The organism is Streptomyces sp. NPDC096323 (assembly GCF_040302845.1).
GTDB lineage: Bacteria > Actinomycetota > Actinomycetes > Streptomycetales > Streptomycetaceae > Streptomyces.
Map to the genome: position 1 here is coordinate 776,801 of NZ_JBEOSI010000001.1, position 20,479 is coordinate 797,279.

Genomic DNA, 20,479 nt, shown 5'->3' on the forward strand with positions numbered 1-20,479 from the left:
CTCACTCCCCGCCGCGCAGGATGGAGTTGCCCTCGTGGAGCGGTTCGGGGCCGGTGGTGTCGAGGTGGAGGCGGCCGCTGCGTCCGTAGAAGGCGACGGGGTTGCGCCAGAGGACCTGGTCGACGTCGTCGTCGGTGAAGCCGGCGGCGAGCATCGCGTCGCCGACCTTGCGGGTCTTCAGGGGGTCGCTTCTGCCCCAGTCCGCTGCGGAGTTGACGAGGATCCGCTCGGTGCCGTGGACTCGGAGGAGGGCGACCATGCGGTCCTCGTCCATCTTGGTGTCGGGGTAGATGGAGAAGCCGGCCCAGCAGCCGCTGTCGAGGGCGTCCTGCACGGTCGTCTCGTTGAGGTGGTCGAGCAGCACCGCCTCGGGGGCGAGGTCCGACTCGTGTACGACGTCGATCGTGCGGCGCAGGCCGGTGAGCTTGTCGCGGTGCGGGGTGTGCACGAGGGCGGGCAGGCCGTGGTCGGCGGCGAGTTGGAGCTGGGCGGCCAGCGCGTGGTCCTCGGCCGGGGTCATCGAGTCGTAGCCGATCTCGCCGACGGCGACGACGGAGTCCTTGACGAGGTAGCGGGGCAGGGCGTCGAGGACGGGGGTGCAGCGGGGGTCGTTCGCCTCTTTGGGGTTGAGGGCGAGTGTGCAGTGGTGGGCGATGCCGTACTGCGCGGCGCGGAAGGGTTCCCAGCCGAGCAGGGCGTCGAAGTAGTCGAAGAAGCTGGCGGGTGAGGTGCGGGGCTGGCCCAGCCAGAAGGAGGGTTCGACGAGGGCGCGGACCCCGGCGTCGTACATCGCCTGGTAGTCGTCCGTGGTGCGGGAGGTCATGTGGATGTGGGGGTCGAAGATGCGCATCAGGACTCCTGCGTCGGGGCCGTGGGGACCGTGGGTGCGGCGGGGCCTGTACCGAGTTCCCCGTCGTCGCCCGAAGGGCGGCCCGGCGGCGTCGTCGATGCAGGCCCCGGGCCGGGTGCCGTGAGGGCGAGTACGTGGTGGAGTCCGGCGGGGACGGGGCGGCGGGCCGCGATGCGTTCGGCAGCGAAGTCGCCGAGCATCCTGGCGAGTTCGGAGTCCCCGCGCGCTCTTCGCGCCAGGTCGCCGACGGCCTCGACGGGGACGCCGGTGAACAGGCACTTGAGGACGGCGTGGCGCCAGTGGTGCGGGTCGAGGTGGGCGCCGGCGTAGGGGCCGACGGCCGCGGCGATCAGCGTGGTGTCGTTGGTGCGCAGGGCGTCCTCGACGAGCGGCAGGGCGGCCGGGCCGAGGTCCAGTACGGGCAGGGTGAGGAGGACTGCGCGGCGTTCGGCGGCGGTGCCCTGTTCGTAGAGTCGCGTCACGGCGGGCAGTCCGGCGCCGGCCTCGATGAGCAGCAGGGCGCGTACGGAGTCGGCGTGGGCGAGTCCGCAGTGCCGGCCGGCGGCGGCGTAGCGCAGCTCCCACGGCGGTACGGCGTAGGCGCTGCCGGAGGGTTCGCCGTCCTGGTGGGTGGCGGCGTGGGCCGCCTCGGCGAGGGCTTCGTCGAGCCAGGCGCGCGCGGCTCCGCCGAGCAGGGTGTCGAGTTCCTTGCGGGACAGGAGTGGGGTGGGCGGCATGAAGGGCTCCCTTCGGCGGGCTCAGTGGGTCGACGGGCGGTGCTTGTTCAGGAAGTCGAGTGAGCTTTGGGCGTGTTCGGGGCCCGCGTGGGAGTGGCGGGGCAGTTCGACGACGGTGAGCCCGGCGTAGCCGTTGTCGCCGAGCGCGTCGAGTGCGGCGAGGACGGGCGGGAAGTCGATCTCGCCGTCGCCGAAGGGGAGGTGTTCGTGGACGCCGCGGCGCATGTCCTCGATCTGTACGTGGCGGAGCCAGGGGGCCGCGTCGCGTACGCAGTCGACGGGCAGCGCGGGCTCCAGGCACTGGCAGTGGCCGATGTCGAGGGTGAGCCCGAGCGGTGCCGGGTCGCCGCTCAGCACCCTGAGGTGGTGGAAGTCGGCGAGGTTGGCGAGGAGGTGTCCGGGCTCGGGCTCGATCGCGAGGGGCACCCCGGCCCGTTCCGCGGCGTCGAGGACCGGGGCGAGGGCGCCGGTGAGCCGCTGCCATGCGGTATCGGGTGCGGTGTCCGGCGGGGTGACGCCGCTGAAGCAGTGCACGGCGTGCGCGCCGAGGTCCGCGGCCACGTCGACGGCCCGGACGAGCAGGGCGGTCCTGGCCGCGCGGGCGTCGGGGTCCGGGTCCAGGAGCGAGGGGCCGTGCTTGCGGCGCGGGTCCAGGACGTAGCGGGCCCCGGTCTCCACGGTGACGCCGAGCCCGAGCTGCTGGAGGCGGGCCGCGACCCGGCGGGTGCGGGCTGCGAGGTCCGGGGCCATCGGGTCGAGGTGCATGTGGTCGAGGGTCAGGCCGACGCCGTCGTAGCCGAGGTCGGCGAGGAGCCCGAGGGCGTCGTCCAGGCGGAGGTCGGTGAGCCCGTTGGTTCCGTAACCGAGGCGGAGGGTCATGCCGGGCTCCCCTTCCGGGAGAGGGCGAGCGAGCGGGGCGAGGCCCAGGACGGGGTCATGTGGGGCTCACCTTCCGGGAGAGGGCGCGGGCGAGCGGGACGAGGCCCATGACGGCGAGCGCGGAACCGGCCGCTCCGGCGCGGGCGGCGAGGGCGGCCTGGAGCGGGATCATCGCCCGGATGCCGCTGCCGACGGCGCGCTGGGTGAGGGGCGGCGACGGGTTGAGCGCGGCGTGGACGAGGGGGCGGGCGGCGGTGCGGAGGTAGGCGCCCGTGAGGAGGAGGGAGGTCGTGCGGGCCCTGCCGCTTGTGGTGCGCACCGTCGCTCCCCCGATCCCGGCGACCGCCGCGAGGGCTGCCAGCGGTGCGGTGGTGGAGCCGCCCTGTGCTTCGTGGCGCGAGACGGTGGTGACCGCGTAGGTGTGCGCGCCGAGCAGGGCGGCGGCGGGCAGCGCGGCCCGGGCCGATGCGGCGGCGGACCCGGGCGTGGTCGCCGCCGCTCCCAGCAGCAGGTCCAGTCCCCGCGCCGCCGCCATCGCCGCCGGGCCGGCCGGGGTGTGCTTCAGGCGCAGGTCGTACGCCCAGACCGTGGCCGCGAGGCCGGCGGCCACAGTGAGGGCCGGGCGGCCCGCACCGGCGGCGAGCGCGAGGCCCGCCCCGGTCAGGGCGCCGGCCGCGGTGAGCGCGGCGCGGGGGCTGATCCGGCCCGAGGGGATGGGCCGGTGCGGGCGGTCGACGGCGTCCTCGTCGCGGTCGGCCCAGTCGTTGAGGGCCATGCCCGCCTCGTACAGGCAGAGGGAGGCGCCGACGGCCAGGGCGGTGGAGCGGCCGGGGCGGCGGCCGGCGGCAGCGGCGCCCGCGAGGGCGTCGCCCGGGACGGTGAACAGTGCGGAGATCCTGAGCAGTTCCGCCCAGGCGCGTACCGTCACTTGTCCCCCCGCAGTCGCTCGGCGAAGGCGAGCAGGGCGAGGTACTGCTCAGAAAGCGCGGCGGGTCCGCCGTCCGGGTCCTTGAAGTAGAAGCCGAGTTCGGGTCGCGGGCCGCTCAGTCCCGTCTCGTGCGCGCGGGCCAGCAGCCGGGCCAGGTCGAGCACGAGGGGCGCGGCGAGGGCTGAGTCGCAGCCCTGCCAAATGGTCTGGAGGACCATGCGGGCTCCGAGGAACCCGTCGAACGCGATGTGGTCCCAGGCGGTCTTCCAGTCGCCGAGCGCCGGGACGTCGTCGATGTGGACCTCGCCCTCGGGGGCGGCGCCGAGCGTGTCCGCGAGGACGCGTTCCTTGCCGGCGTTCTTGGCCGCGGCGGCGGCCGGGTCGGCGAGCGCGGCCCCGTCCCCGCCGCCCAGCAGATTGGTGCCGGACCAGGCGCGTACGGGCAGGGCGCGCTGGACGAACATCGGGGCGAGCACCGAGCGCAGCAGGGTCTGCCCCGTCTTGCCGTCGCGGCCCGCGTGCGGCAGCCCGGAGGCCGCGAGGGCGTCCTGGAGGGCGGGGGCGCGCAGCCCGGTGGAGGGGGTGAAGTTCACGTACGAACAGCCGGCCCGGAGCGCGGCGGCGGCGTAGAGCGCACTGGCGGGCAGCCGTACGGCGTCGGGAGCGGGCGCCGGTTCGGTGGAGGAGACGTTGACGACGACGGTCCTGGCCAGGCCGTTGCGGCGGCCGAAGTCCGTGAGGTCCGCGGTGAAGGCGGCGATGAGTTCCTCGTCGGTGCGGGTGTCGCCGTGAAGGGGCCCGCCGATGCGTATCTCGGCGTCTGCGGCGGCGAGTTCGGAGCGTACGGCCGAGGGGAGTCCGTGGGGCAGCACTCCTCCGGCGGCCAGTGCCTCGGCCCGTTTGGGGAGGGGGCAGTCCAGGGTGTCGTGGCCGCCGAAGACGAGGGAGGTGACGGGGGGCAGGCCGCTGTCGGCGAACGGGGCGGTCTCGGTGACCATGCCGGCCGCCGGGTGGAGGCCTGCCGCGACCGCTGCGCATCCCGCCGTGGCGGTGGTGGCGACGGAGCCGCGTGCTCCGATGAACCAGACTCCGGTACGAACGGCGTGTGCTGACACGAGCTGCCTCCCTGGCTGGGGGTCCTGGCTGGGCTGATCCGATGGCGCTGTACGGGAGAGGGAGGGCGGCGGGCGGGGCGTGCTGCCCCGCCCGCCGCCGGGCCGGTTGACCGCCCTACGCGGAGGGCAGTTCCTTCAGCTGGATGTTGCGGAAGGACACCTGGTCGTCGGCCCCGTGGTTCTGGAGGCCGATGTAGCCGTCCTTGAGGCTGCGGACCGGGTCGGTGTTGGTGAAGTCGTTGATCTTCACTCCGTTGAGGAAGATCTGGAGCCGTTCACCCTGGACCTTGATCTCGTAGCTGTTCCACTGGCCGGGCGGCCTGAGCACCTGGTCGCGTGCCTTGATGTCGGCCGCCTTGAAGGTGTAGACGGAGCCGGTGGTGCGGTCGGTGGCGTCGGAGGCGTCGATCTGGACCTCGTAGCCGTTGTTCACCGCGGACCAGGGGTCGTCGGACTCCGGGAAGCCGACGAAGACGCCGGAGTTGTCGTCGCCCGCCATCTTCCAGTCGAGCTTCAGGGAGTAAGACTTCAGCTCCTTGGCCTGGTAGGTGAGCAGGCCCATGCCGCCTTCGGAGCGCAGTTCGCCGTCGACGACGTTGAACTTGCCGGGCCCTGCCTGCTTCCAGCCTTCGAGCGTCTTGCCGTTGAAGAGCGACCGGTAGCCGGTGGCGGGCTTGCAGTCGCCCTTGACCTGGCCGGCGGCGTACCGCACGCCGCCGAGGAGGAGCTGCCGGAAGTCCGCGTCGGCGTACGACTCCTTGGTGTGGCCGAGGCCGGTGTAGAAGGAGCGGCCGCCCTCGTAGGCCTGGCACCAGGTGATCGGGTGATCGCCCTTCATGGTGCCGCCGGTGTAGGTGGTCTCGTCGAGCGTGGCGAGGACCTTCACCTTGTCGCGCGGGTTGGTGCGGTAGTTGTACAGCTCGTCGGTCCGCTGCCACTCGTCGCCCAGGTGGGCGGTGGCCGGGTGCTTGTGGTCCTCGACGCGGACGGTGACGGGCTGGATGGCGGGGTGGCCGGAGAAGTAGGCGCCGACGAGTCCGCCGTAGAACGCCCAGTCGTACTCGGTGTCGGCCGCGGCGTGGACGCCCATGTAGCCGCCGCCGGTGGCGATGTAGTTCTCGAAGGCCTTCTGCTGGTCGGCATTGAGGACGTCACCGGTCGTCGACATGAAGACGACGGCGTCGTAGCGGGCGAGGTTGGAGGTGGTGAACTGGCCCGCCTCCTCGGTCGCGTCGACCGTGATGTTGCTGCCCTTGCCGAGTTCCTTCAGTGCGGCGATGCCCTCGGGGATCGCGTCGTGGCGGAAGCCGGCGGTCTTGGAGAAGACCAGGACGCGCTTGGCCGTCTTGTCGGGCGGGGTGTTGGAGAGCTCGAAGTCGTCGATGTCGTAGAGCGCGCCCGCGCCGCCCTTGAACACCAGGAACAGTTCGGTGGCCTTCTTCGGAGCGCCGCGCAGGGGGACGTCGATGTCCTGGAAGGTCTCCCAGCCGCCGGTCACCGGCACCGGTGCGGAGCCGAGGATCTTCCCGGTCGGCGAGCCGGTGCGCACTTCGAGGAAGCCGCCCGCGCCGCCGGAGGAGATCCGGGCGGTGAGCTTGGTGGAGTCGCCGAGGATGTACGGCTTGAAGGAGATCCAGTCGTCGTTGTCGATGTTGCCGACGGTCTTGCCGCCCTCGGCGTTCGCCTTGTCGAAGGTGTCGATGCCGGACGAGTCGTTGAAGTGCTCGGCCTGGCGGTGGCGCGGCTGGAGCTGCGACTGGTCATGGCCGGACAGCGCGGCCTGGCCGCCGCCCCCGCCGTCGGTGTACGAGGCGTCGATGACCCCGAAGATGTTGGCGTTCGGGTCGTGCCCGCCGTCCATCTCGGTCTTGATGGTGCCGGTGCAGCCGTTCGCCGTGGTGATGGGGTGGCCGTGGCTGTCGTGTCCGAGGACGAAGCGGACCTCGACCTTCGAGCAGTCGATCGTGCCGTCCTCGGGATCGGTGACGGTCACCTTGAACGGAATGTCGTCACCGAAGGTGAACAGCTGCCCGTCGCCGGGGAGTTCCAGCTTCACCGTCGGGGCCGTGTTGCCGACGGTCACGTGCACGCTGGCCGATCCGGTACGCCCGGAGGGGTCCTTGGCGGTGACGGTGGCGATGTAGGTGCCGTTCTTCTTGTACGTGTACGAGGGGTTCGCGGCCGTCGACGTCCCGCCGTCGCCGAAGTCCCAGGCGTACGTGAGGGCGTCGCCGTCACCGTCGGTGGTGCCGGCGGAGGAGAACTGCACCCTCAGGGGCGCGATGCCCGACGTCTTGTTGACCGCGGCCTCGGCGATCGGTGAGCGCCCCCCCGTGGCGTTCTCGATGCGGTAGAGGGCGGAGTGCTCGTCGCCGCCGAACCAGGAGAGCCCGTAGTCGAGGACGTACAGAGCTCCGTCCGGGCCGAAGGCCATGTCCATGATCTGGGTGCCCGACCACGGGATGTCGTTGATCGACTGCACCTTGCCGTCGGCGTCCTGCTCGATCCGCTTGATCCACTGGCGGCCGAACTCACCGGCGAAGAAGTCGCCGTCGTAGGCCTCGGGGAACTTCACGGGCGAGTCGAGGTCCGCGTCGTAGTGGTAGACCGGTCCGCCCATCGGGGACTCCGAGCCGTTGCCGAACTCCGGGACGGACGCGCCGTCGTACGGGATCCAGGCGGCCTGGGCCGGGGGCAGGTCGACGAGGCCGGTGTTGTGCGGCGAGGTGTTCTTCGGGGCCGCGCAGTCGAAGGCGGCGCCGGAGGTCTTGGTGGCGAAGTCGTAGTCCATATAAGGGTCGTTGGCGCCGGTGCAGTACGGCCAGCCGAAGTTTCCGGCCTTCGTGACCCGGGCGAACTCGACCTGTCCGGCCGGCCCGCGCTTGGGGTCGGCCGCGCCGGCGTCCGGCCCATAGTCGCCCACGTAGACGATGCCGGTGGCCTTGTCGACGGAGAAGCGGAACGGGTTGCGGAAGCCCATCGCGTAGATCTCGGGGCGGGTCCTGTCCGTCCCCGGCGCGAAGAGGTTGCCGTCCGGGACGGTGTACGAACCGTCGTCGGCGACCTTGATACGGAGGATCTTGCCGCGCAGGTCGTTGCTGTTGCCGGCGGAGCGGCGGGCGTCGAACGCCGGGTTGCGGTCGGGGCGCTCGTCGATGGGGCTGAACCCGTCGGAGGCGAAGGGGTTGGTGTCGTCACCGGTCGACAGGTACAGGTTGCCGTCGGCGTCGAAGTCGATGTCACCGCCGACGTGGCAGCACATGCCGCGGGACGTCTTGACGTCGAGGACCTTCTTCTCGCTGCCGAGGTCCAGCGTGCCGTCCTCGTTCAGGACGAAGCGGGAGAGGCGGTTGACCCCGTCGAACGGGGCGAAGTCCGCGGCGGTGCCGGTCTCGGGGGCGTCGCCCGACGGGGTGTCCAGCGGGGGCGCGTAGTAGAGGTAGATCGCCCGGTTCTCGCTGAAGTCCGGGTCGACGCCGATGCCCTGGAGGCCTTCCTCGTCGTGCGAGTAGACCGGGATGACACCGGAGACCTTGGTGTTGCCCGCGCTGTCGGTGATGCGCAGCTCGCCGCTGCGCGAGGTGTGCAGCACGCTGCGGTCGGGGAGCACGGCCAGCGACATGGGCTCGCCGGTCTCGGCGGCTCCCTTGGCGAGGGTGACCTGCTGGAAGTCCTCGGCGGCCGCGGCCGGCGCGGGCTCCTCGTGGGCGACCGCCGTGCCTGCGCTCAGGCTGAGGGTGGCGGCGGCCAGGAGACCGCCGGTGAACAGGGCGAGGGATTTACGGAGGCGGAGCCTGGTTCGGCTTCCGCTGCGGGTTCTGTGCACGTGTCCTCCGGAGAAGTGCCGGTTGTGCGGGCGGTGATGCCGTGCCGTTCGCGCGGGGACTGCCGCGCAGGTCAGCCGGGGCCTGTGCGACGCCGGTGACGGAGATATGACGGTCAGTTATGTCAGGGACATGTCTAGGACGGTAGACCTGTTCGTCCGGGACGGAAAGCCCTTGTGCGGCAGAGTTGTTGAACTTTTTCCTTGACCAGGACAAAGCGGTGTGCGGGCAGGACGGAGCGGCCCGGCGGCGTGTGCGGGTGCCGCGGGGCACGATCAAGCCTCTCCGGCCATGAGGAGCGGGGGTGGGGGGGGGGGGGGGGGGGGCCGGCGCGCGGGGGGGGGGGGGGGCCGCGGCCCGGGGGGCGCGCCCGCGCGGGCGGGGGAGGTGGCAGATGGCGGAGGGACGGGGGCCCCGCCCCCCCGCCCCCCCCCCCCCCGGACCCCTCAGTCGTTGCCGCCGAACGCCGCGTCGAACGACGCGCTCGGCGCGTCGAAATCGAACCGCTTCAGCGACGCGAGCGCCTCCGGCGCCCCCGCCAGCCGGTCCATGCCGGCGTCCTCCCACTCCACGGACACCGGACCCTCGTACCCGATGGACCGCAGCATCCGGAACACGTCCTCCCAGGGCACGTCCCCGTGGCCCGCCGAGACGAAGTCCCAGCCGCGCCGCGGATCGCCCCACGGCAGGTGCGAGCCGAGCCGGCCGTTGCGGCCGTCCAGGCGCTTGCGGGCCTCCTTGCAGTCCACGTGGTAGATCCGGTCCCGGAAGTCGTACAGGAAGCCCACCGGGTCCAGGTCCTGCCAGACGAAGTGGCTCGGGTCGAAGTTCAGCCCGAACGCCGCCCGGTGGTCCACCGCCTCCAGCGCGCGGTGCGTCGTCCAGTAGTCGTACGCGATCTCGCTGGGATGGACCTCGTGGGCGAACCGCACGCCCTCCGCGTCGAAGACGTCGAGGATCGGGTTCCAGCGCTCAGCGAAGTCCTCGTACCCCCGCTCGATCATGTGCGGCGGGACGGGCGGGAACATCGCGACCAGGTGCCAGATCGACGAGCCGGTGAAGCCGATGACCGTGTCCACACCGAAGGCCGCGGCCGCCCGCGCGGTGTCCTTGATCTCCTGGGCGGCCCGGCGGCGCACCCCCTCGGGCTCCCCGTCGCCCCAGATCCGGGCGGGCAGGATGCCCTGGTGGCGCTCGTCGATCGGGCTGTCGCACACGGCCTGGCCGACCAGGTGGTTGGAGACCGCCCAGCACTTCAGTCCGTACTTGTCGAGCAGTTGGTGCCGGCTGTCCAGGTAGCCGGGGTCGGCCAGGGCCTTGTCGACCTCGAAGTGGTCCCCCCAGCAGGCCAGTTCGAGACCGTCGTAGCCGAAGTCACGGGCGTACCGGCAGACGTCCTCCAGGGGAAGATCGGCCCACTGACCGGTGAAGAGGGTGAAGGGACGGGGCATGCGCAGGACCTCCTAGATCTGTACGGGAGTGAAGACGGAGTTCTTCGCGGCGCTCTCCTCCACCGCCGCCAGCACCCGCTGCACCTGCAGTCCGTCGGCGAACGACGGTACGGGCGGCGTCCCTTCGGCGATCGTGCGCACCGCGTCACGGGCCTGGTGGATGAACGTGTGCTCGTAGCCGAGCGCGTGCCCCGGCGGCCACCAGGCCTCCAGGTACGGGTGCTCGGGCTCGGTGACCAGGATGCGCCGGAAGCCGGCCGTGGTGGCGGGTTCGGTGTGGTCGTGGAAGGACAGTTCGTTGAGGCGCTCCAGATCGAAGGCGAGCGAGCCGAGCTCCCCGTTGATCTCCAGGCGCAGCGCGTTCTTGCGCCCCGCCGCCATCCTGGTCGCCTCGAACGAGGCCAGGGCGCCCGAGGCGAGCCGGCCGGTGAACAGCGCCGCGTCGTCCACCGTGACCGCGCCGGACTCCGTGCCCGCCGCGACACCGCCCAGGCCCCCCGAGCGGCCGCCGGGCAGCGGTCGTTCGCGGACGAAGGTCTCCGTCACCGCGGACACCCCCACCAGCAGCTCCCCCGCCAGGTACTGGGCGAGGTCCACGATGTGCGCGCCGAGGTCGCCGAGCGCGCCGGAGCCCGCCTGGTCCTTCTTCAACCGCCAGGTGAGCGGGGAGGCGGGGTCGACCAGCCAGTCCTGGAGGTAGGTGGCCCGCACGTGCCGCAGGGTGCCGATCCGGCCCTCGGCGATGAGCGTGCGGGCGTAGGTGAGGGCGGGCACCTTGCGGTAGTTGAAGCCGACCATCGCGACCTGACCGCGGGCGGCGGCCCGCGCGGCCGCCTCGGTCATGGCCTCCGCCTCCGCGACCGTGTTGGCGAGCGGCTTCTCGCACAGCACGTGCTTGCCCGCCTCCAGGGCCGCGATGGCGATCTCCGCATGGCTGTCGCCGGGGGTGCAGATGTCGACGAGCTGGACGTCGTCCCGGGCGATCAGGGCCCGCCAGTCGGTCTCCGCCACCGCCCAGCCGTGCCGGCCGGCGGCGGCCTCGACCGCCGTCCGGTCGCGCCCGCAGATCGCGGCGAGCACCGGCCTCATCGGCAGCTCGAAGACATGGCCCGCGGTGCGCCACCCCTGCGAGTGGGCGGCGCCCATGAACGCGTATCCGACCATGCCGACCCCGAGCGCCGGTGCGCTCGCCATCGGCAGGTGCGTCGGCGGCGCGGCCGCCTCCTGCTCCGTCTCTTCCCTGCGGGCCATCCGGGCTTCCCCTTCGTCGGTGTTTCGGTGGATGCGGCGGGAGGGCCGTCGCCCTCCCGCGGGTCGGCTCAGCTGAAGCCCGTCGGCAGGTACTGGTCGATGTTCTCCTTGGTGACCACGGCCGAGTACAGGGTGAGATTGGTCGGGATCTCCAGCTCGGCGAGGCCGGCCACTCCCTTGGCCTGGCCGAGCGCCCGGGCCAGGTCGATGGCCGATGCCGCCATCGTCGGCGGGTAGAGAACGGTGGCCTTGAGCACGCTGTTGTCGGCCTTGATGGCGTCCATGGCGGTCTTGGCCCCTGCGCCGCCGACCATCAGGAACTCGTCCCGGCCGGCCTGCTGGATGGCGCGGAGCGCGCCCACGCCCTGGTCGTCGTCGTGGTTCCACAGGGCGTCGAACTGCTTCTGCGCCTGAAGGAGCTGCGACATCTTCGCCTGGCCGGACTCGACGGTGAAGTCGGCCGCCTGACGGGCCACCAGCTTGATGTTGGAGTAGTTCTTCAGCGCGTCGGCGAAGCCCTGGCTGCGCTGCTTGGTGAGTTCCAGGCTGTCGATGCCGGCGAGCTCGACGACCTTGGCGTCCGGCTTGTCCTTCAGCTGTTCGCCGATGTACGTGCCGGCGTTGAGTCCCATGCCGTAGTTGTCGCCGCCGACCCAGCAGCGGTAGGCCTGCGGGGAGGCGAAGATGCGGTCCAGGTTGATGACGGGGATGCCCGCCCGCATGGCCTCCAGGCCGACCTGGGTGAGGGCCTTGCCGTCGGCCGGGAGGATGACGAGGACGTCGACCTTCTTGTTGATGAGGGTCTTGACCTGGCCGATCTGCGTGGCGGTGTCGTTGGAGCCCTCGGTGGTCTCCAGGGTCACCTCGGAGTACTTCTTCGCCCGCGACCTGGCGTTCTCGTTGATCGCGTTGAGCCAGCCGTGGTCGGCCTGCGGTCCCGCGAAGCCGATGGTGACGGGCTTGCCCGGCTTGTCGTCCGCGGCGGGCGCGTTGCTCTGCGCGGCGGTGTTCTTCTCCTTGGGCTCGTTGCTGGTGCAGGCGGTCAGGAGCGCGCCCGCGGAGACTGCGGCGGTACCGAAGAGCAGTCCTCTGCGGCTGGTTTCTGGCATGGCTGTCAAACCCTTCGTCCATTACGGCGTGGGATGGAACAGGGGGCGAGCGGGAGGAGACCGGGGATCAGGTCTCGCGGTGGGCCGACGTCCGGCTCTGGACGAGGACGGCGGCGACGATGATCGCGCCCTTGGCGATCTGCTGGACATCGCTCTGCAGGTTGTTGAGCGCGAAGATGTTGGTGATCGTGGTGAAGACGAGGACGCCCAGGACGGAGCCGACGATGGTGCCGCGGCCGCCGCTGAGCAGGGTGCCGCCGATGATCGCGGCGGCGATGGCGTCGAGCTCGTACAGATTGCCGTTGGTGTTCTGGCCGGAGCCGGCCAGGATGATCAGCATGAACGCGGCGATGCCGCAGCAGAGTCCGGACAGCAGGTAGAGGTAGAGCCGCTGCCGGCGTACGTCGATGCCCGCCAGCCTGGCCGCTTCCGCGTTGCCGCCGACGGCGACCGTGCGGCGGCCGAAGGTCGTGCGGTTCAGCACCAGCCAGCCGACGACGGTGACCGCGGCGAACATCAGGACCAGCGGCGGGATGCCGAGCACGTACGCGTCGGGCAGGCCCAGGTCGAGGACCGACGTGACGGTGACGATCTGCGTCTTGCCGTCGGTGATGTAGAGGGCCAGTCCGCGGGCGGAGGCGAGCATCGCCAGCGTCGCGATGAACGGCACCAGCCGGCCGTACGCGATGAGCACACCGTTGACGAGGCCGGCGCCGAGTCCGACCAGGACGGCGGTGAGGAGGATGCCCCCGAAGCCGAAGTCCTGGGTGGCGAGCGTCGTCGCCCAGACCGAGGCGAGGGCGACCATGGCGCCCACGGACAGATCGATGCCGCCGCTGATGATGACGAAGGTCATGCCGACGGTGACGACGCCGATGACGGACGCCTGCGTCAGGATGAGCTGGAGGTTCCCGGTGTCCAGGAACGCGTCGGGTTCGGTGATCCCGCCGACGGCTATCAGTACGGCGAGGACGCCGAGCAGCGAGAGGCTGCGGACGTCCACGCGCAGCCCGAAGGTGCGCGGGGATCCGTCCTTCTTCGGGGACGCGGGGGCGGACGCGGGCGCGGGGCCCTTGTCCGGCCCGCTCTGCTGCGCCGATGAGACGGGCTGCGTCATGACGTCGGGCTCCCTTCCATCACGAGGTCGAGTACACGATGTTCGTCGAGCTCCCCGGCGTCCGCTGTGTGGACGACGCGGCCCTCACGCAGGACCAGCACCCGGTCGGCGAGGCCCAGGACTTCGGGCACTTCACTGGAGACGAGCAGGACGGCGAGGCCTTCGTCGGCCAGCCGGCGGATCACGGCGTAGAGCTCGGCGCGGGCGCCGACGTCCACCCCGCGCGTCGGTTCGTCGAGGAGCAGCACCCGGCAGCCGCGCAGCAGCCAGCGGGCGAGGACGGCCTTCTGCTGGTTGCCGCCGGAGAGGGTGCGGACGGGGGTGTCCGGGTTGTCCGGGCGCAGGGAGAGTTCACGGGTGGCGGCGCGGGCCGCCGAGCGTTCGGCTCCCCGGTCGACCCAACCCGCCTTGGAGAAACGGGACATGGAGGAGACGGAGACATTGCGGGTGACGGACTCGAGCATCAGCAGCGCCTGCGCCTTGCGTTCTTCGGGGGCGAGGCCGATGCCGGCGGCGACGGCGGCGCGTACGCTGCCGGGCCGCAGGGGCTTTCCCGCGACGGTGACCCGTCCTGCGGTGGCCTTGCGGGCGCCGTAGATGGTCTCCAGGATCTCGGAGCGTCCCGAGCCGACGAGTCCGGCGAGGCCGACGATCTCGCCCGGCCTCAGTTCGAGGTCGACCGGGGCGAACTCGCCCTTCCTGGTGAGTCCTTCGACGGTGAGGACCGGGGCGCTGCGCGCGTTCCCAGGGGTTGCCGCGGTGCGGGGAGGGAAGACGTACTCGACGTTGCGGCCGGTCATCAGGGCCACGATGTCCCGGGTCGGGGTGGACTCGGCGGGGAGTCCGACGGCCACGGCGCGGCCGTCCTTGAGGACGGTCACCCGGTCTCCGATCCGGCGGATCTCCTCCAGCCGGTGCGAGATGTAGACGACGGCGACCCCGTCGGCGGTCAGCGAGGCGACGATCCTGAACAGGTTGTCGACCTCGTCGGGGTCGAGGGCGGCGGAGGGCTCGTCCATCACGATGAGGCGGACGTCGTGGGAGAGGGCCCGGGCCATCGAGACGATCTGCTGCTGGGCCGCGGAGAGTGTGCCGACCTCGCGGGCCGGATCGATCTCCGGGTGGCCGAGCCGCTTCAGCAGGGCGGCGGCGGCGGTGCGGCCGTCGCGGGTGCGGACGACGAAGCCGGCGCTCGTGGGCTCGTGGCCCAGGAAGACGTTCTCGGCGACCGACAGGCCCTCGACCAGGTCGAGTTCCTGGTAGATGGTGGCGATCCCCAGACGCATCGCGGTGATCGGCGACTTGAGCACGGCGGGTGCGCCGCACCAGGTGATCTGGCCGTCGTCGGGCTGGTGGGCCCCGGCGAGCACCTTGATGAGGGTGGACTTTCCGGCGCCGTTCTGGCCGAGGAGGCAGTGGACTTCGCCGGCCTGGACCTCCAGGTCCACGCCGTCGAGGGCGCGCACGCCGGGGAAGGACTTGGTGATGCCGGACATGGTGAGCAGCGGTGGTTCTGGAGCCATGACGAATCCCCTCGGCTGATGGGGTTTCCCTGCGCGGGCGAGTCCGGAAGCAGGGGGAAGGGCCGGTGAGCGGGCAGGGCGCAGTGCGGTCCCGGGTGTTCCCAGGAGCACGGCCCGGGGCGCGGGGCGGTGTCTTGATGGCCGGCGGGCTGCGTGGCGAGCGGGCCGGTGGAGGGTGGGTATGAGGTGTGGCGGAGTGTGCGGGTAAGGGGTACGGCGGGAGAAGGATCAGGCGGGTGAGAAGAGGTGGTCGCTGATGAGCCTGGCGGCGCCGATGATTCCGGCGGCGGGTCCGAGCTCGCCCAGCACGATCGGGAGGTTTCCGGTGGCCAGCGGCAGTGACTGCCGGTAGACCTGGGTCCGGACGCTGGCCAGCAGCGTGTGGCCGAGTCCCGTCACCCCGCCGCCGATCACCACCAGACCGGGGTTGAAGAAGCTGACGAGTCCCGCGATGACCTGTCCGACCTTGTTGCCGCCTTCGCGGATCAGGTCGAGCGAGGTGGCGTCGCCGGCGGCCGCTGCGGCGGCGACGTCGACGGCGGTGAGTTTTCCGGACGCCTCCAGCCGGGCCGCGAGCTCCGGGGACAGGCCGGCGCGTGCCGCGTCCTCGGCGTCGCGGGCCAGTGCGGCGCCGCTGAAGTGTGCTTCCAGGCAGCCCCGGTTGCCGCAGGCGCAGGGGCGGCCGTCGGGTTCGACCTGGATGTGGCCGATGTCGCCGGCGCTGCCCGTCGTACCGCGGTGTACTTCGCCGCCGACGACGATGCCGCAGCCGATGCCGGTACCGATCTTGACGCAGAGGAAGTCGGCCACGGAGCGGGCGACGCCCGCGTGCTGCTCCCCCATCGCCATCAGGTTCACGTCGTTGTCGACCATAACGGGGCAGCCCAGTTCCTGGCTGAGCGCCTCGCGGACCGGGAAGCCGTCCCAGCCGGGCATGATCGGCGGTGCGACCGGGATGCCCTCGGGGAAGCGGACCGGTCCCGGTACGCCGATGCCCGCGCCGTCGAACCCCTCGGCGAGCCCGGAGGCCCGGAGCTTGGCCGCCATGGACAGCACCTGCTCGAAGATGGCGACGGGTCCTTCGCGTACGTCCATGGGGTGGTTGAGGTGGCCCAGGACCTCCAGCTCCGCGTTGGTGACCGCCACATCGACGGATGTGGCGCCGATGTCGACGCCGAGGAAGCGCAGGGCCGGGGCGAGCCGGATGTTGTGCGAGCGACGCCCGCCGCGGGACGCGGCGAGTCCGTCGGCCACGACAAGGCCGGTCTCCAGCAGTCTGTCCACCTCGACGGCGAGCTTGGAGCGGGAGAGATCGACGAGATCCCCCAGCTGTGCCCGTGAGTTGGGCCCGCCGTCGCGCAACAGCCGGAGCAGTCGCGCCTGATGCGCATTCGCGGGTCGTGCCGTCATTCGTCTCACGCGCCCCTCCCCGCCACACGGCCAGTCCGTCGGGCTTTGGAGGGGAACGTAGCAGCGGTTGCCGGGAGTGGGAAGAAGTTGCGCAGGAATCCGTCGCAACTTTCTCCATCCTGAGGACAAAGGGCGACCGCGGCTGTCCCTCAGGGACAGCGGACCACCTGTCCCGCGTAGCTGAGGTTGCCGCCGAAGCCGAACAGCAGCGCCGGAGCGCCGGAGGCGACCTCGCCGCGCTCCACCAGCTTGGACAGCGCCATCGGGATCGAGGCCGCGGAGGTGTTGCCGGAGTCCACCACGTCCCGGGCGATCACCGCGTTGACCGCGCCGATCTTGCGGGCGACGGGTTCGATGATCCTCAGATTGGCCTGGTGCAGCACGACGGCCGCGAGGTCCTCGGGGGTGATTCCCGCCTTCTCGCACACCTTGCGTGCGATGGGCGGCAGCTGGGTGGTGGCCCAGCGGTAGACGGACTGCCCCTCCTGGGCGAAGCGCGGCGGCGTGCCCTCGATCCGTACCGCATCGCCCATCTCCGGAACCGAGCCCCACAGCACGGGTCCGATGCCGGGCCCGCCGTCCGTCCCGGAGTCGGCGACCACGACCGCGGCGCCAGCGCCGTCGCCCATCAGCACGCAGCTGGACCGGTCGGTCCAGTCGACGATGTCACCCATCTTGTCGGCGCCGATCACGAGCGCGCGGGTGGCGGCGCCGGCCCGGATGGCGTGGTCGGCGGTGGCGAGGGCGTGGGTGAAACCGGAACAGACCACGTTGATGTCCATGACCGCGGGCGAGGACATGCCCAGGCGCGCGGCGACCCGGGCCGACATGCTCGGCGAGCGGTCGATCGCGGTGGAGGTAGCGACCAGGACCAGGTCGATGTCGCCCGCCTGCAGACCGGCAGCGGCGAGCGCCTTGGCCGCCGCGTGCGCCGCCAGCTCGTCCACCGGCTCGTCGGGGCCGCCGAGGTGCCGGGTCTTGATGCCGACGCGGCTGGTGATCCACTCGTCGCTGGTGTCGACCATCGCCGCCAGATCGTGGTTCGTGAGCACCTTGGCGGGCTGATAGTGGCCGAGCGCCACGACACGTGAGCCGGTCATATTCAGGTTCCCCTCGCTACTTATGGCAGGAACCATCCAGTCTTGGTCGCTACCGCCCGGTACAGGGGCACGTGATCCCACAGGAATAGCGGCCGGAGGTTGGAGGCTTGACGACAGCCTCGCCCTCCTGGCTCACACAACGTCATCGGGGTTACGCCGATGGTGACGCCCGGGATCGGCTGCAGCGCCGCGCCGGGTGTACGGGACAATGACAGCGTTGAGGTCGCTACGTACAGAAATCGGGTCTGACTGTCATGGGACGGGTCACCGAGCGCCGCCGCACCATCCGCATCCGGGACGGGGTCGTCTCCGCCCGCCCGGACACCCTCGTCGCCGAGGAGCCCCTGGAGATCCGGCTGAACGGCAAGCCGCTCGCCATCACGATGCGCACTCCGGGCGACGACTTCGCTCTCGCGGCCGGCTTCCTGGTGAGCGAGGGCGTGATCGGTGACGGCGCCGAGGTGCAGTCGATCGTGTACTGCGCCGGGGCGAGCGCCGAGGGGGTGAACACGTACAACGTGGTGGACGTGCGGCTCGCGCCGGGCGTCGTGGTCCCCGACATCACGCTGGAGCGCAACGTCTACACGACGTCCTCCTGCGGTCTGTGCGGCAAGGCCAGCCTGGACGCGGTACGCACCACGACCCGACACCCGGTCGCCGACACTCCCCCCGTCCGCGTCGCCCCGGAGCTGCTGGCGGCCCTCCCCGACCGGTTGCGCGCCTCGCAGCGGGTGTTCGACCGGACCGGAGGTCTGCACGCGGCGGCGCTGTTCTCCGAGACGGGCGAGCTGATCGACGTACGGGAGGACGTCGGCCGGCACAACGCGGTCGACAAGCTGGTCGGCCGGGCCCTGACCGACGGCCGGCTGCCGCTGTCCCGGTCGGTCCTGCTGGTCTCGGGCCGGGCCTCGTTCGAGCTCGCGCAGAAGGCGGTGATGGCCGGCATCCCGATGCTGGCGGCCGTCTCCGCGCCGTCGTCCCTCGCGGTCGACCTGGCGGCCGAGACCGGCCTCACCCTGGTCGGCTTCCTGCGGGGTCCTTCCATGAACGTGTACGCGGGAGAGCACCGCATCGCCCTGGAGGCGACGGCCGACCAGGGCTGAGAGGCGCGGGCCGGGCCCCGCCTCTCAGCCCACGGCGGCACTCTCCCGCGCCACCGCACGGTCCGGCGCCTCCAGGAGGTCCCGGGCACGCCGCTTCGCGATCACCGCACACACCATGAGCTGCATCTGGTGGAAGAGCATCAGCGGCAGAACGGCGAGGCTCGCCTGCGCGCCGAACAGGACGCTCGCCATCGGCAGTCCCGAGGCGAGGCTCTTCTTGGAGCCGGCGAACTGGATGGCGACGCGGTCCTCGCGCCCGAAGCCGAGCCGCTTCGCCCCGTACCAGCTCACCGCCAGCATCAGCGCGAGCAGCACCGCCTCGGCGGCGAGCAGCGCTCCGAGCCGCGCGGGGGTGACCTGGTGCCAGATGCCGGCCACCATGCCCTCGCTGAACGCGGTGTAGACGACCAGCAGGATCGAACCCCGGTCGACCAGCCCCAGAACCTTCTTGTGGCGTGCCAGGAAGCCGCCGATCCAGCGGCGCAGCAGCTGTCCGGCGACGAACGGCAGCAGCAGCTGGACGCCGATCCTCAGCAGGGCGTCCACGGAGAAGCCGCCGCCGCTGTTGCCGAGGAGCGCCGCCGCGAGCAGCGGGGTGACGAAGATGCCGGCGATCGAGGAGAACGAGCCCGCGCAGATCGCGGCGGGCACGTTGCCGCGGGCGATCGAGGTGAAGGCGATGGACGACTGGATGGTCGAGGGGACGAGGCAGAGGAAGAGGAAGCCGCTCTGCAGCTGAGGCGTCAGCACGTACGGCACGAGCCCTCCGCTCGCCAGGCCCAGCAGCGGGAACGCGACGAACGTGCAGGCCAGGACGGTGAGGTGGAGGCGCCAGTGCTTGAGCCCTTCGACGGCCTGGGCGGTGGACAGCCGGGCGCCGTAGAGGAAGAACAGGAACGCGACCGCCCCGGTGGAGGCCCCGCTCGCCACGTCGGCGGCGGCGCCGGAGGCCGGCAGCAGGGCCGCGAGGACGACGGTGCCGACCAACGCCATGATGTACGGGTCGATCGGCAGCCAGGACGGCAACGGCAGGGTGCGGCGGCTCATGTCTCCACGTCTTCTCTCGTTCCGGTCGTGCGTCCCCATCCTGCTCCCGGCCCCTGACATCGGGAATCCCGTATACCGCTCTGACTGCGATCATGGATCGCGATAGCCTCCCGCCATGTACGACCCGACGCAGCTGCGCACCTTCCTCGCCGTCGCCCAGACCCTCAGCTTCACCGCTGCCGCCCGCCGGCTCGGCGTGCGGCAGTCCACGGTGAGCCAGCACGTGCGGCGGCTGGAGGACGCGACCGGACGCCGGCTGTTCAACCGGGACACGCACCGGGTCGACCTCACGGTGGACGGCGAGGCGATGCTCGGCTTCGCACGGACGATCCTGGAGGCGCACGAGCGGGCGTCGGCGTTCTTCGCCGGCACCCGGCTGCGTGGACGGCTGCGCTTCGGGGCCTCGGAGGACTTCGTGCTGACCCGGTTGCCGGAGATCCTGCAGGCGTTCCGCCGCGACCATCCGGAGGTCGAGCTGGAGCTGACCGTCGAGCTGTCGGGGACGCTGCACCAGCGGCTGGCGGCGGGCCGTCTCGACCTGGTGCTCGCCAAGCGTCGGACCGGCGACACCCACGGGGAGCTGGTCCGGCACGACGCGCTGATCTGGATCGGTGCGCCGGGGCTCCGGGTCGACCCGGACCGGCCGGTGCCGCTGATCCTCTTCCCGCCGCCGGGCATCACCCGGGCCCGCGCCCTGGAGGTCCTGGAGGAACAGGGCCGCTCATGGCGGGTCGCGTGCACGAGCGGCAGCCTCAGCGGGCTGATCGCGGCCGCGCACGCGGGGCTCGGCGTGATGGCGCACAGCCGCGGTCTGGTCCCGCCGGGGCTGGTGACGGTGGAGGCCAGGGCGGGGCTGCCGGACCTCGGTGACGTGGACTTCGTCCTGCTGCACGGCCGGCGCCGGGGCGACGCCCAGCCGGCCGCGGACGCGCTGGCCGCGGCGATCCTGACGGGCGGTGAGCGGCTGGTCCGCCCGAGCGGCGGGATCGGCGTGGTCGGTGATCAGGGGCGCGCATGACGGAGGGCGGGGAGGGG

General features: G+C 71.7%; 16 protein-coding genes. 2 read left to right on the forward strand and 14 right to left on the reverse strand.

What is annotated here, in order from left to right:
• Position 1: 1 nt before the first annotated feature.
• The 13 genes from ABTX18_RS03410 to ABTX18_RS03470 form a co-directional block, all read right to left on the reverse strand.
• Complete coding sequence (locus ABTX18_RS03410; RefSeq protein ID WP_352121034.1) at positions 2-850, reverse strand: TatD family hydrolase; 849 nt, start codon at positions 848-850, stop codon at positions 2-4.
• On the reverse strand, positions 850-1,587 hold the full coding sequence (locus ABTX18_RS03415; RefSeq protein WP_352121035.1) for an EboA domain-containing protein: 738 nt from the start codon (positions 1,585-1,587) through the stop codon (positions 850-852). The genes ABTX18_RS03410 and ABTX18_RS03415 overlap by 1 nt, the downstream gene beginning before the upstream one ends.
• A 21-nt stretch (positions 1,588-1,608) precedes the next feature.
• Positions 1,609-2,466, reverse strand: a complete 858-nt coding sequence (locus ABTX18_RS03420) for a sugar phosphate isomerase/epimerase family protein (protein WP_352121036.1) — start codon at positions 2,464-2,466, stop codon at positions 1,609-1,611.
• Positions 2,467-2,521: 55 nt separating this feature from the next.
• On the reverse strand, positions 2,522-3,394 hold the full coding sequence (locus ABTX18_RS03425) for an SCO3242 family prenyltransferase (RefSeq protein ID WP_352121037.1): 873 nt from the start codon (positions 3,392-3,394) through the stop codon (positions 2,522-2,524).
• Positions 3,391-4,509 carry an inositol-3-phosphate synthase gene (locus tag ABTX18_RS03430; protein ID WP_352121038.1) on the reverse strand — a complete coding sequence of 373 codons (1,119 nt, stop codon included), beginning with the start codon at positions 4,507-4,509 and terminating at the stop codon, positions 3,391-3,393. The genes ABTX18_RS03425 and ABTX18_RS03430 overlap by 4 nt, the downstream gene beginning before the upstream one ends.
• 115 nt (positions 4,510-4,624) lie before the next feature.
• On the reverse strand, positions 4,625-8,335 hold the full coding sequence (locus tag ABTX18_RS03435; protein WP_352121039.1) for a ThuA domain-containing protein: 3,711 nt from the start codon (positions 8,333-8,335) through the stop codon (positions 4,625-4,627).
• A 444-nt stretch (positions 8,336-8,779) separates the two neighbouring features.
• Positions 8,780-9,784: a sugar phosphate isomerase/epimerase family protein gene (locus tag ABTX18_RS03440; protein WP_352121040.1), complete on the reverse strand. Its 1,005-nt coding sequence runs from the start codon at positions 9,782-9,784 to the stop codon at positions 8,780-8,782.
• Positions 9,785-9,796: 12 nt separating this feature from the next.
• Positions 9,797-11,035, reverse strand: coding sequence for a Gfo/Idh/MocA family protein (locus ABTX18_RS03445; protein ID WP_352121041.1), 1,239 nt, complete (start codon positions 11,033-11,035; stop codon positions 9,797-9,799).
• A 68-nt stretch (positions 11,036-11,103) separates the two neighbouring features.
• Positions 11,104-12,144, reverse strand: a complete 1,041-nt coding sequence (locus tag ABTX18_RS03450; protein ID WP_352121042.1) for a substrate-binding domain-containing protein — start codon at positions 12,142-12,144, stop codon at positions 11,104-11,106.
• 67 nt (positions 12,145-12,211) lie between these two features.
• A complete protein-coding gene (locus ABTX18_RS03455; RefSeq protein WP_352121043.1) occupies positions 12,212-13,261 on the reverse strand; it encodes an ABC transporter permease in 1,050 nt (349 codons plus the stop codon).
• A complete protein-coding gene (locus tag ABTX18_RS03460; RefSeq protein WP_352121044.1) occupies positions 13,258-14,784 on the reverse strand; it encodes a sugar ABC transporter ATP-binding protein in 1,527 nt (508 codons plus the stop codon). Before ABTX18_RS03460 ends, ABTX18_RS03455 begins: the two co-directional genes overlap by 4 nt.
• Before the next feature lie 228 nt (positions 14,785-15,012).
• Positions 15,013-16,194: an ROK family transcriptional regulator gene (locus ABTX18_RS03465; protein WP_352121045.1), complete on the reverse strand. Its 1,182-nt coding sequence runs from the start codon at positions 16,192-16,194 to the stop codon at positions 15,013-15,015.
• 149 nt (positions 16,195-16,343) lie between these two features.
• Positions 16,344-17,294, reverse strand: a complete 951-nt coding sequence (locus ABTX18_RS03470; protein ID WP_352121046.1) for a beta-ketoacyl-ACP synthase III — start codon at positions 17,292-17,294, stop codon at positions 16,344-16,346.
• A gap of 254 nt (positions 17,295-17,548) precedes the next feature.
• Here ABTX18_RS03470 and fdhD point away from each other — a divergent pair, with 254 nt between their 5' ends.
• On the forward strand, positions 17,549-18,397 hold the full coding sequence (gene fdhD, locus ABTX18_RS03475) for a formate dehydrogenase accessory sulfurtransferase FdhD (protein ID WP_352121047.1): 849 nt from the start codon (positions 17,549-17,551) through the stop codon (positions 18,395-18,397).
• 24 nt (positions 18,398-18,421) lie between these two features.
• Here the strand turns inward: fdhD and ABTX18_RS03480 are convergent, their stop codons facing one another.
• On the reverse strand, positions 18,422-19,444 hold the full coding sequence (locus ABTX18_RS03480) for a bile acid:sodium symporter family protein (RefSeq protein WP_352121048.1): 1,023 nt from the start codon (positions 19,442-19,444) through the stop codon (positions 18,422-18,424).
• Positions 19,445-19,559: 115 nt separating this feature from the next.
• Here ABTX18_RS03480 and ABTX18_RS03485 point away from each other — a divergent pair, with 115 nt between their 5' ends.
• On the forward strand, positions 19,560-20,462 hold the full coding sequence (locus ABTX18_RS03485) for a LysR substrate-binding domain-containing protein (protein WP_352121049.1): 903 nt from the start codon (positions 19,560-19,562) through the stop codon (positions 20,460-20,462).
• The last annotated feature ends 17 nt before the right edge of the window (positions 20,463-20,479 follow it).